We start from the raw sequence: 13,062 nt of genomic DNA, 5'->3' as shown, positions 1-13,062 counted from the left end.
CAGCCTTGTATTGGTTTCATAGCCGGAAGTGCCATCCCATGACCCCGTGGGGCCGGGTGCCTACACCCGGCGCTGCGGTCGGGTGGGGGTTCATCCTGAAGGATTCACCCTGAAGGGCATCCGACCGCACACCTCAGGTGTTGTGAAACCGATTCTATGGCCCGCAGGGATCGCAGAATTCGACTGAGGGGAGGGCGTTGCGGAAAGCCACATTGACGAACTTGAGCACATCTGAAATGTCAGTCAGGCCGTTGCAGTCAACGTCCGTGACATCGCGCGGACAGTCTGAGTCCGGGTCGACGACCGCGGGAGCGCCGCGAAAGGCGACATTGATGGTCATGACCACGTCGAAGACGTCCACCCGGTGCTCAACGCAATCCGGATTTCCGAAGCAATCGCACGCGCATGGGGACTCGATGAACCGGGTCGCGAAGGCGTCATCGTACCCTCGATAACCGTGATGTGGATTGGCCGTGGGAAAGTCGGATGAGCCGGATTGTCCGGTGATGTAGATTCCGTGCTTCGCGTCCCGGGCAATGCCCCGCCCGATGTCGTGCCCCTGGCCGCCCAGGTAGGTGCTGAACACGGGCGAATGGCCATTGAGGTGCAGTTTGGTCAGGAAGGCGTCTCCAGCGCCCATGTAGGATTGAATGGCGTCGATCGACGGGAAGTCGGGTGAGGACGTGTACCCGATGATCCAGGCGTTGCCGGTTTCGCTGACCGTCATCGCACTCACAGCCTCTACCTGGCTGCCGCCCAGATAGGTGCTGTACGCCGGTGTGCCGCCGCCGGCGCTCCATTTCGTCACGAATACATCGAGCGTCCCCTGATCAGTCTGGTAGGGATCGACGAGCGGGAAATCCGAAGAGAACGTGTTCCCGGCGACGTAGATGCCCCCGTTCTGGTCGAGGGCAATGCCACGTCCCTCATCGTCGCTGCTGCCCCCGAGATAGGTGCTGAAGGCCAGTGTGTTGGTCGTCGAGTTCAACTTCAATACGAACGCGTCCTGCGTCCCCCGGTAGGTCTGGAAGGGGTTGATGGTCGGGAAATCCGACGAGAGCGTGTACCCCGTCATGTAGATGTTCCCGACGCCGTCGACGTCGACGTCGAACGCATGATCGTCACTATGTCCACCGATGCAGGTGCAGTACAGCAGTGATCCGCCTGAGGCATCAATCCTGGCGACAAAGGCATCGGCAGCGCCCTGATAAGGCTGATGAGGATTCACGGTCGGGAACTGAGGCGAGGTAGTCATCCCGGCCACGCACACATCGCCTGCGGCGTCGATGACGACGGCATGCGCTTCATCACTGCCGTTGCCCCCAAGGTAGGTGCTGAATTCCAGGGAATCGCCGTCGGGACTGATCCGGGCCACGAAGGCGTCGACATATGCCGAATCGTCCTGTAGTGGATGCTCCAGCGGGAAGTCTGACGACCAGGTAAGACCGACGACGCAGGCACTGCCGTCTTGGCCGGCGGCGACCGCGTTGGCGCGGTCGTAATCGTTGCCGCCGAAGTACGTGCTGTAGACTGGGCCGCTGCCGTCGGGTGCCAGCTTGGTGATGAAGGCATCGGTCCCCGGCTGGTCGCCGCGAAACGCCCTGACCGTGTCGAAGTCGGTCGAGTACGTGAGGCCGACGACGATCGCGGCACCGGACGTGTCAACGTCGATGCCATATCCCCAATCGACGCTGCCGCCGCCCAGAAACGTGCTATAGGCGAACGTGAGTCCTCCTGCGGAGGTTCCTCCGTCACCGACGGCAACGGCAGTGGGAGCGGGGATTCCGGCGGCGTCCCGGATGAGGGTTGAGCGCGTGCCATCGGCAACCGGGATTGAACCGGGGAATTCCATGACGCTCCAAGGCGTTTCGAGCGTCAAGCCGCCGTCGGTGGCAACAGCCGCGCGCGCCCGGCTACCGTATGTCTCATAGTGGAGCTGCACTGCTGGGTCGTGCGTGGCAGAAGCCGCTTCACATCTGGCGGTCAGATCACCGTCGCGGCCTTCGAGCCACAGGTCGATTCCCGGCCGGATGTCGTGATAGACAACGCGCGCGAAGATCCGCACGTCGGTGCGCCACCGAGACGGATCGTTGCCCAGAAAGAAGTTGCTGCGCTGAGTCAGCGGGCCGACCCCGGCAGCGCTGACCTCCGAGTGGGCACCCACGAACGTGGCGCGTACGGTCACGCACTCGACGCCTGCTGATGCCGTGGGACCGGCCGCGGCGCCCGCGGCACGTTCTCTATCGACGATGTGCGGCTCGATTCCCGGCGTCGCGGTCGTACGGTGAACGAGGGAATAGCAGAGTCCATCGCGGCAGAGCCAGACAGTCGCCTCGCTGGCTGCGACCTGGAACAACACCTGCTCATCCCACTGCCCGCAGTTTTCCGTGAACGCGATCCCGCCGCGTCCGTCGTCCCGCCCTTGTGAGCCCGCCGTCGGCAGATTGTCGACGCTGTAGACGGGCGGCGTCTGCACGACTGCACCCGATCTGGCGCTCGGGGTCGCCACCGTGAGGAACAAACAGGCACCCGCAAGGCCGGCCCACAGCGCGAGCAGCGGTGCATTCCGGTGTGTTGCGGACATCAATCACCTCCGGCCAGGTGTCGGAAAGCTCGGGCCATCATTGCGCCTGCCACCGGCGTTGGTGGCTCGGCAGGGAATCCAACGACGCCAACCGGCAACTTAATGCCTCGGCTGACATGGTCAACCCGGAATCTGCAGGAGTCGCCTGCGCGTTGCGATCATCCGGCCGTGTCTTCGCCAGTTGTCATCTGTCGACGGAATCTCTCCTCGAAGACCGTATAGAGCGTCGGAATGAAGAACAGCGTCAGTGCCGTCGAAACGGTCAGCCCGCCGATCACGGCGATGGCCAACGGCGCCTGCGTCGATTCCCCGCCCAGACCCAAGGCCATCGGGATCAGGCCCAGCACGGTCGCCAGCGTGGTCATAATGATCGGCTTCAGGCGCGTCACGCCCCCTTTGATGACCGCCTCGGACAAGGGTAACCCGCGCACGCGGAGATGATTGGTGTAATCGACCAGCAGGATGCCGTTGCTCACCACGATGCCCACCATGATGATCACACCTTGGAACGACGTGACCGAAAGCGTGGTCCCGGTCAGGAACAGGACCCAAAAGACACCGACGATTCCCAGAGGCACGGTGAACATGATGATGAAGGGATCGATGAGGGACTGGAACTGCGACGCCATCACGACGTACACGAGGAGAATCGCCAAGGCAAAGGCCAACAGCAGGTTCGCGAAGGCCGATTTCTGCTGTTCGACATTCCCTCCCAGGTGGACCTCGAATCCGGGCGGCACGTTGAGCGTGTCGATGTGGGCCTGGATGTCGGCGGCGACGCTTCCCAGGTCGCGCCCGACGACGTTGGCCGTCACTTCGATCAGGCGTTGCTGGTATTTTCGGTCGATCTGGACGGGCGCATTGACCTTTTCAACTGTGGCCACGTTGCCGAGTCGGACTTGGTCGCCGCTGGCCGTCGTCAGAACCAGGTCCCCCAAGTCCTCCACGCGCGATCGGTAGTCTTCGCTGAGGCGAACCAGGATGTTGTATTGGTTGCCGCTCTTGGGATCGGTGAACAGCGACGCCACCGAGCCGTTGATGCAGGTATTGATGGTGTTGGCGATCTGGGCGGCATTGATCCCGAGAATCCCGGCCCGGTCGCGGTCAATCTTGATGCGCAGCTCGGGCAGGTTGTCCTCGCGACTCACTTCAGCAGGACCATCTTTCGCGTTTCGACAGTGGAACCGGCGGTCAGGCGATAAAGGTAGATTCCCGAGGCAACCGGACGCCTCTCGCCATCGGTGCCATCCCAGGTGACCTGATGACGCCCGGCGTCCAGATCGTCATCCATCAATGTTGCGATCTTCCGCCCCAAGACGTCGAACACCTGAATCTGTGTTGCCCCAGACATGGGGAGCGAAAAGGCGATTGTCGTCGACGAATTGAGTGGATTCGGGGAATTACCCAGCAAGATGGTGGCAGATTCCAACGAGTCTTCTACGCCGGCAAGACGGATAGGCCGCAGACCGAAATGCAGACAGTCCTGCCCGATAATCGGCTCACCCGTCTTCAACAATGCGGTCAGATTCACAACTTCCGAGGGAGACAGGACCGACGGACCGTGGATTGTTTTGTCCAGCGCAGATAGGTCAAAGGTCAACACCAAATCGGGGTACCCGTCCGGACTGCGCACGGCGCAGTCGCAGGGTGTCTCTTTGATCCATGGAGGTGCAGTGATATCCTGGACATCTACTCGCTGCGGCGAGACTCCCTCCAGCAAGATCGTCTGCGGATCAATGGTGCTGACATCGAGCGACGGACTGCCGACGAAGGCGGCGGTCAAGTTCTGTGGTCCACGAGCTCCAGCCGCCATCGGACGAATAACCGTCACTTCGCGCTCAAAGGTGACCTGGTTGGGACACTGACTTGGGAGTACATCCACATCAACCCGGCATGGCATGTACACGTAGGCGCGCCCGAAGTCCGTGTACCCGGCATCACTTGCAGGTGCAACAATCCCAAAATCGGGGAGTCCGTCGGAATTAATGTCGCCGAGGCCGCACGCCGTCCGACCGAACCAGTCGCCCGACCTTTCGCCCACCAACCGGAACAGCATCACCCCCGTCCGCCCGGAATACACGTATGCCGCTCCCTTGTCTTCCCCCGCCACATGAGCGCGGATCGCACCAATAATCACATCTGCGAATCCATCACCGTCCATGTCTCCCACACCGTCAACCCACTGCCCGAGCCGATCATCCTCCTGTTCCCCGGACCACTTGTGGATCACCTCCCACGTCTTCCCGGAATAGACATAGGCCGATCCACTGTTCCATGCCTTGCTGTCATTCCATATCGCCCCCACGATTACGTCCGGGTAACCGTCGCCGTTGACATCCGCGCCGCCGGCAACCGAGAAACCGAAGAGGTCACTTGTGCTCTCACCCGACAGGCTGTGCAGGAGTGCCCCATCCTGCCCTGAATAGACATAGGCGCGGCCTTGTCCGTCGTGGTACGGGGGCGTCCAACCTCCGCCAGGTGCTCCCACAACCACGTCACAGTACCCATCCCGGTTTATGTCAGCTGCCTGGGAGACTGACCAGCCGAATTCATCTCTGAATTCCCCCGCCGTGAACTCATAGAGGACCGTTCCATCTTGCCCCGAGTAGACATAGGCCAACCCATTCGCCCAACCTGAGGCCATCTCTCGATCAGCACCCACGATTACGTCCGGCACACCGTCTCCGTTCACATCTCCGACACCGGCGACGGCGCTTCCCAGCGCGTCGCCGGGCAGCCCGCCACTGAACATGTAAACCAACCTGCCATCCGCCCCGGAGTAGACATACGCCCGACCGGCGCCATTGCCCCAGTAGTCGTTCCCAAATGCGCCCACCACGACGTCCGCGTATCCATCTCCATTGAGGTCCCCGGCACCATCTACCGCGTAACCGAAGGCGTCGCCCCAGTCCTCTCCATAGAACCGCAGCAGCTTCTGCCCCGTGCGGCCCGAGAACACATAGGCTTGGCCGGCATCAACCTGACTCTGCCCGGCCAGCCGCCACCCTCCGATGATGACATCCGCCCAGCCGTCCTTGTCCACATCTCCCGCCCCGGCGATGCTGCGGCCGAGATGGCCGGGATCAGGCCAACCCGCCCAGCCTGTAAAGACACGGACGGGAAGACACTGCGACTGCGCCAGTGCCCACCTCGGTACGAGCCCACCAGCGCTGACCGCAAGCACAACAACCGAGACGATCGGGGTGAGAGCGATGAGCCGCCTCAACAACGAGGTCTGGCCCATTATTAAAAAGCCATCTTCGTCATACCGTATGACGCCCCTCAGGCACGAAGAATCAGCCGGCCAACGGGCATCGAGGGTCACCGTGCTGACGGTTCTACAACTGCCGATTCCGGAATAGAAGGATTGTAAAGTCTAAACCGAGGACCGAACGATCCTCTTCCGGCTTGTCCGGACCGCCGTAATTACATACGTTTCAATCAACGTGATCGCTTGAGCGAATACCATACCTCCACGACCGCCTTGACGCCCGAAGCGAGCTCCGATGCCGACCTCATGGCCAGGGGTTCCAGTCCATCATAGAGCGATTCGATGACCAAGCCGTTGTTGGGAACGTCGCCCTTCAGCCAGGCTCCAACACATTCGGTGATGTCCACCTCGGTGAGGCCTGAAGGGTCGCCGGGACAAAACCGCGCCACGGCCGCTATTCCAGGGCCTGCTTGATCACCGTCCAAAGCGGATTGTCCCTACGGGGCAGAACCGGTGTCTCCCCGCGTTCGACGGCAGACCAGTAGGCGGCGCCCAGCGGCTGGGTACCGAGCTCATAGTCCATCCCGTCCCAAGTGTCTTCACGAAAGGAGTAGAAGGCCCAGTGCCAGCCGTGGGATTGGAGGACCTGAATCACGTCATGCATGTACTCGGCGGCCCCCGGCACGGTGCGGTGGCAGCCAAACTCGGCCGCGAAGACGTGGCGTGAGGGGATGTTCCATCTGTGCTACCATTCGCTCACGCGGCCGAGGTAAAGCTCCAGAAACGACCTGTCCAGCGCGATCGTGTCGCCGCCGTCGGTGACGACTGTCCCGGGATATGAGAATCGGCCGGCATTGGCCTTCTTGTTGGTGTACTCGAATGGCTCGTACATGTGAAACGCGTAGATCACGTTGGTGTCGAGCAATGGCCGGAATTCGGCCAGTCCGTCAGGCGATGCCCACCGGCCGCCGTCGAGCACGATGGGCGTCGTACTGTCGACGTCACGGATTGCGCGCACGACGGTTGCATAGAAGCGATTGAGTACCACGGGGCCATCGGCGCCGACCGCGAACTCGGGTGTCGGTTCATTGAGGATGTTGTACCCCACAACGGCGGGGTTGTCCTTCAGGTGGCCGGCGAGTTCACGCCAGAATCGGTAAGCTCGGCCCCAGTATGACGTGTCGCGCCAGAGACGCAGGTCGCTTCGATCGCCGTTCTGCTGCCGCCAACGGGCTCCGGGCAACGATAAAGTGGTCACCACGACCTTCATCCCCACCGAATCCGCTTGCGCGAGCGAGGCCAGCAGAAGACCAAGATCCTCGGTGATAAGCCCGGTGAACTGATCGGCATCGCCCAAGAGGAAGTCGCGGTGGCGTGAGTCCCACTTGTTCGGCGCCAGGCGGACGACTTCGATCCCAACGTCGCCCGCCGCCCGCCACCAGTCCGCCGTGACGACATGGTTGAAGCAGTTGGCGCCGTGGCGCAGTCGGGTCCAGAATGCGGTTTTCACAACCGCCGGTGAGTCGTCGGACGCCCGGATCGGCGTGATGGATATGACCAGGGTGCCTATGAGCGCTGCGGCTGTCGCGAATGCACGCCGACTGCCTCGGCCCCTCGTTTCGCCCGGATGGCGGGGCCCAGAGACTGCTGACATCGATCGGGTCCTACGCGATCCACGTCGTGTGAACGACGTGGATCGGCGGGTAGCTCACTGTCACTTCTTGACGACTTTCAGCGCCGCCTCGGCGGCATCCAACAGCGGAGTGACCGAGATCGGACTGCCGACCGCCTCTTGCATCCACTGATCCGGCGTCACGCTGCCGATGGCGCACATGCGTTCCATCTCGGTGGCGAGATTCGCCGTCTTCATGTGCTGCTCGACCGGGAGGACGATGATGTGCGCCAGTGTGTAGTCGGGGAGGTACAGGGCGTAACTGACCATGTGGGAATAGATGGCCAGAATCGGCGTGTCTTTGACGCCGAAAATCGGAGCGTAGTACTGATTCCAGATATTTTGGGCAATGGCGACCACCGCCTCCCGCAGTTGCGCGGGGGTGGCATCCGGATGCGCGTACATCCAGTTCCACATCCCCATGTCGACGAGCGAGACGCCGGCGATCTCGTAGGTCGACCACAGCTCGTTGAGCGCATTGAGCGGCCCGGCCAGCGGGTCCTGCTGGGTCACCCCGATGTAGTCGAGATTGCGGTTCTGGAACACGTAGGCGAATCCCTCGGTGAAGGCGTTGTTGGGCACGCCCCGCAACAGGGCGTGGGGAACGCGCGTCGAAGAGAACACCTGCTCGACATTGTGGCCGAACTCGTGCGTGGCAATGTTGTACCCTTTGTAGTTCATGCCCGTGGCGGCGACGCGCGTGCGCAGATGGGCCTTGTCGACCGGCCGTCCGGGTCCGGAGGCATGCCCCGATCCCCGCGCCGGATCAACCTGAACATGCGCGACGAGGAACTGCGTGGTGGCGTCGCTGAAGCCGAGCTTGTGGAGAATGTCCGGGAGGCCTGCCTCAAACGCGGCGGCCGTGGGGTACTTGGCCGACACGAGTTTGTCGAGTTCTTCTTCGGGCATGCCGGCGCTGGGACGAAACCCGGCGTACCAGATGTCGAACGGCTGCAATTTGCGTCCCAACCGGCGCTCGATCAAGGCGGCGACCTTCTTGATGGTCGGCGACGAGATCACCGACTTGAACATCTGCTCCACCTCGGCCTCCGGAATTTCCCGGCCGCGGTCGAAGCGGCGCTGCACGAACGTCGTCGTGCCGAGGTAGTACGGGTCGGCGGCACGCTGGGCGTGGAAGATGTCGAGGATGCGGGCATACCGCGTGTCGGGCTCCCGCGCGCCGTCGACCGCCGTCCCCGATGATCCGCCGCCCTGCCAGGATGACGGGACATCACCATCGACGTCTCCGGAGACGGTCACCTGGCCCGTCGATACCTGCCAATCGACCGCCGGGTTGTCCACCACGACCGACGGAATCTGCTGCTGGATGATCTTGAGCATGACGTCATAGATCATCTCCTGCCGGGCGAGGCCGTCCGGTTTGGAATACTGCGATTTGAGCTCATCGCGGAGATTCCAGTGACTGAGCAGGCGGAGTCCCTGGGGAAACAGCCGGGTGCCATCGGCCGAGAGGAGATGGTGCATCCAAATGTTATAGTGGCTGATATAGTTGTCCGCGGCCACAGTGACCTGATTGAGGCGCTGTGAAATGTCCGCCGGCACGCGGTCGGTGAACATCTGCCCGAGCCGGGCATACACCCATTGCTGCCGGGTCCACTTGGGTCCGAGTGTCAGGCGCTCCTGAAGCGTGAATTGCGGGTAATTCAGAAGCACCATAAACGCGATCTTCGTCTTGAACATGTCATCGCTGAAGTGGGCGCTGGGGGAGTAACCGGCGAAGGCGTAGTCGATGGGGAGAATCGGCCCGATCTCAACGTCCAGATGCCAGCTCAGGTCCCGGCCCATCTCGGCGTAATGTCCGAAGATGCTCTCGAAATACCCCTCGATGTGATCGGCGGTCTGCTGCAGGACCTGTGAATCGGCGATGAAGTTCTGCTGGCAAAAATCCGCGAACTCCGGGGCCGTGCCGTCCTCAGTGCGCCACATTTGCGCCGCCTGACGGACGCCCTTGTCGACGCGTCCGCGCTGGGCTTCGCCATGTTGGGTGACCAGGGCGCTGATTGTCGCCGTGATTTGGGTCTCTCCAATCGGGGTGCTCTGCGCCATGGCACGTTCTCCTGCGGACAAACCGGACAGGGTCAAGAGCGCGACCATCGCCGAGGCAGCCACGAATCTGCCGGGGTGGAATGGACGTTGCGATTGCGACTGCGAGCGGGGCATCTGTCTCTCCTCTTTGACGATGAATTCAGACCGGGTCATTGTAGGCAATCCCGTGACGACAAATCGTGATGCCGGGGCGGTCAAGAACAGTGTCCGACCGCCAAGTTCTCAAGATAGCCGCAGAACGACGACGACACAACTCCATCGGGGCCCTTTCCCTTGGTGCCACCGCACCGATCTTACTTCCCGGCATCCCCCGGCTTGAGCATCTCCACGAAGAAGTCCGCGATCAGGTGGCGGACGTGCTTCCGCATCGTGGTCGTCGACAGGCCGTGCTTGCCGCCGGGGTAGGTCATCAGCCGGAACTGTTGACCCTGTTTCTGCAGGGCCGCCATGACCTGCGTCGAGTTGGTGAACAGCACATTGTCATCGGCCATGCCGTGGACCAACAGGAGCGGCGCTTTAATGTTCGCCAGCGAGCCGAACACCGCGCTGGAATCGTACCCGGCGGCATTCTCCTGCGGCGTCCCCAGGTATCGCTCGGTGTAGTGGGTGTCGTACAACTGCCATTCGGATACCGGCGCCACCGCGACCCCGGCGGCCAGGTCGCCGCCGGCCTTGGCGAGCATCATCAGGGTCATGTACCCGCCGTAGCTCCAGCCGAAGACACCGATGCGCGCCACGTCGACAAACGGTTGCTGCTTGAGCCAGCGGACGCCGACGAGCTGGTCGCGCACCTCGACATCGCCGAGGCGGCCATAGATCGGATCGGAAAATCTGCGGCCGCGACGTCCCGAACCGCGATTGTCGAGCCCAAAGACGATGAACCCCTGCTGGGCCATATACTGACCAAACAGATCGCCCCAGCCCCGGCTCACGGTTTGCGACCCCGGGCCGCCATAGACGTTGATGAAAACGGGGTAGCGTCGTGCCGGATCGAAATCCGGCGGCTTCAGCAGGCGATACTCCAGTGTCTGCCCGTCCTCCGCGGTCAGCGTGCCGAATTCCGGCGTCACATGCATGTCGCGGTACCGCCAGTAGGGATGCTTCTCGTCGAGGCGGTTCTCCTCGATCCAGGCGAGGAAGCGGCCATCGGCGGCGCGGATGCTGGCTTGTGGCGGCGTCAGCGGATTCGAATACCCCTCGACATAGAGCGAGACCCGCGCGGCATCCCGGGCGAATGATGCTCCGTGGATTCCGTCACCCTGACTGATGCGCGACGGATCGTGCGCGTTGCTCCCATCGAGGCGCACGGTGTAGATCTGATGGTCAATGATGGCGTCGCGGTTGGATGAGAGATAGACACGCCCTGCCGGCTCATCGACCGCCAAGAGCCCATCGACATTCCAGTCGCCGGCGGTCAGCGGGTGGATCAAGGCGCCATCGAGACTGTAAAGGTAGAGATGGTTGAATCCCGTGCGCTCCGAGGCCCAGATGAAGGCCGGTTGCTTTTTGAGGAAGCGCAGATCGTCGTTGAGATTGATCCACGTCTGGGAGGTCTCGGTCAGAAGCGTCCGCTGCGACAGTGTCGCCACGTCGACAGCGATCAATTCGAGCCGCTTCTGATCGCGGCTTTCGCGTTGGTAGGTGACTGTCTTCCCATCGGGGACCCAGTCGACGCGCGCCAGGTAGATGTCGGGGTCGGAGCCGAGGTCGATCCAGCGCACATCGCCGCCGGTGGGACGGATGAGCCCAAGCCGGACGATCACATTCGAATCTCCCGCCGCCGGGTAGCGCTGCTCGATCACCTCGGTGCGATCGGGATAGACCTCGAAGCGCTTGACTGAAGGGACCGGCGATTCGTCGTATTGCTTGAAAGCGATCAGACTGTCGTTGCGTGCCCACCAATACCCGCTCGACTGGTCCATCTCCTCCTGGGCGACAAACTCCGCCTCGGCGTTGTGCAATGTGCCAGCGCCGTCGGTGGTCAGTTGTCGCTGAGCGCCGGTGGCGAGGTCGACCACGTACAGGTTCTGGTCGCGCACGAATGAGGCATAGTGGCCTTTGGGGGAGATCTTCGGGTCGATCGCGCCCTCGCCGGTTGCGAACTTTCGCACCGCCGCGTCAGGTTTGGCTCTCAGGTCGTAGAGGTAGAGGGTGTCGCCGAGGGGAAAGAGGAGCTTGGCGCCGTCGGGCGACCACGCATAGGTGAGGATTCCCTTCAGCGATGCCGTCCGGGCGCGTTCGCGACGCGCTTTCTCGGCGTCCGACAGCTTCTCCTCCGGCACGATCATCTTGGAATCGACCAGCATCCGGGTCTTGTGCTTGTCGATCTCATAGACCCAGAGGTCGAGTTGATATTGGTCGGTGTCGCGCCCGCGCAGGAATCCGACGCGTTTCCCGTCGGGGGAAATCCTCACTCCGCGCGGCGTCGGCCCGGAGAGCGACGTATCCCCATAGATCCGATCGATCGTGAGCTTCTCTGCCGCCGCCGGCGATGCCAGCATCACCGCCGCCACGAGCAGCATCAACACGAGCATTGTCCAACGACGCATGGTGCCTCCGTTCCTTCAGAATCCGTTCTGCGACATCTCTTCAAATCGAGGACAAGGGGCTTCGGCCCCTTGCTGTCAGTCCGCCAAGTACATCTTTGTTTGTCTTCATAATCGCTCCAGATGTCGGCCTTTGGCCGACCGCGATCGGAGATCGCGGCCACGCATCACGTGTTGATCACACACCTGTTGTGTGCCCGCGATCTGTGATCGCGGCATTTTCGATCCCATCCCAGCAAATCGGGTCAATCTGTATCGGGACGTCCGTGATTCCCGATCTCGCCCGGGCGCTCGACCAGACCCAGTCCATTGGATCAGAGACCAACCCCCTCCGAACTGGATTCCATTCGATGTACTCAACTGCTCGACGGATGCGTTCGTGCGAGTAGAGGTTTCGGTCGAACCCTCCGCCACGCTCCCAGACTCTGATTGAGGGACCGGACGGTCCATCGATCCGGAGTTGCCCCAATCGCGGATCATCATCAGCCCGCCATATGTCAATCAAGCGCTTCGCAAACGGTCCCTTGACTCGCTTCAGGATCTCGGCCATCGAATAGGCGTTCTCGCGGGGCATCAGGAGAAGATGAACATGTTCCGGCATGATGACATACGCCCACAACTCAAGATGCAGGCGTCGGCGGGCTGCATCAAGCGATTCAACAAGCAACTTGCGCGCCGGGTCGTCAATGAGGATTGGGCAGCGGTGATAGCTACTGCATGTCACGAAGTGCGCGTGCCCGGCGATGTTGTAGCTCTGTCGTGGCATTAACGTTCCATCTTCTTCGTTTGCCGTGAATCGCGTGCCCGCAATCTTTGATCGCGGCAGGCCTCTCAGTGGCGCAGGCGGTTGTCCTCATGTCCTGTTTCAGCTCCAGTCGGACAGATTTAGCATCTAAAAGTTGATGGTTTGCGTCGGTTCTCCGGGCCAGATTAGGGGACGGAGGACGGATGTATGGACGAGGATCATGGGACGCCGCTGAGT

Annotated in this window: 9 protein-coding genes; all 9 read right to left on the bottom strand. The window is 61.9% G+C overall.

Features of this window, described 5'->3' with window-relative positions; translation table 11 throughout:
* Window positions 1–154: 154 nt before the first annotated feature.
* Complete coding sequence (locus tag AB1792_06250) at window positions 155–2,584, bottom strand: SBBP repeat-containing protein (protein ID MEW5701813.1); 2,430 nt, start codon at window positions 2,582–2,584, stop codon at window positions 155–157.
* Between the two features lie 158 nt (window positions 2,585–2,742).
* Window positions 2,743–3,732, bottom strand: a complete 990-nt coding sequence (locus AB1792_06245; GenBank protein ID MEW5701812.1) for an efflux RND transporter permease subunit — start codon at window positions 3,730–3,732, stop codon at window positions 2,743–2,745.
* On the bottom strand, window positions 3,729–5,828 hold the full coding sequence (locus tag AB1792_06240) for an FG-GAP-like repeat-containing protein (protein MEW5701811.1): 2,100 nt from the start codon (window positions 5,826–5,828) through the stop codon (window positions 3,729–3,731). Before AB1792_06240 ends, AB1792_06245 begins: the two co-directional genes overlap by 4 nt.
* Window positions 5,829–6,025: 197 nt before the next feature.
* Entirely contained in the window at window positions 6,026–6,244 is a 219-nt protein-coding gene (locus AB1792_06235; protein MEW5701810.1) for a hypothetical protein, read from the bottom strand.
* Between the two features lie 5 nt (window positions 6,245–6,249).
* A complete protein-coding gene (locus AB1792_06230; GenBank protein MEW5701809.1) occupies window positions 6,250–6,459 on the bottom strand; it encodes a hypothetical protein in 210 nt (69 codons plus the stop codon).
* Between the two features lie 81 nt (window positions 6,460–6,540).
* A complete protein-coding gene (locus tag AB1792_06225) occupies window positions 6,541–7,305 on the bottom strand; it encodes a cellulase family glycosylhydrolase (GenBank protein MEW5701808.1) in 765 nt (254 codons plus the stop codon).
* A 204-nt stretch (window positions 7,306–7,509) separates the two neighbouring features.
* Window positions 7,510–9,687, bottom strand: coding sequence for a hypothetical protein (locus AB1792_06220; protein ID MEW5701807.1), 2,178 nt, complete (start codon window positions 9,685–9,687; stop codon window positions 7,510–7,512).
* Between the two features lie 140 nt (window positions 9,688–9,827).
* Window positions 9,828–12,083: a S9 family peptidase gene (locus AB1792_06215; GenBank protein MEW5701806.1), complete on the bottom strand. Its 2,256-nt coding sequence runs from the start codon at window positions 12,081–12,083 to the stop codon at window positions 9,828–9,830.
* Window positions 12,084–12,258: 175 nt separating this feature from the next.
* A complete protein-coding gene (locus tag AB1792_06210) occupies window positions 12,259–12,846 on the bottom strand; it encodes a transposase (GenBank protein ID MEW5701805.1) in 588 nt (195 codons plus the stop codon).
* Window positions 12,847–13,062 lie beyond the last annotated feature (216 nt).

The sequence above is a fragment of the Candidatus Zixiibacteriota bacterium genome, assembly GCA_040752595.1.
Taxonomy (GTDB): domain Bacteria; phylum Zixibacteria; class MSB-5A5; order WJJR01; family WJJR01; genus JACQFV01.
The sequence above is the reverse complement of the archived record's forward strand: the minus strand, read 5'-3'. Positions and strand labels throughout refer to the sequence as shown.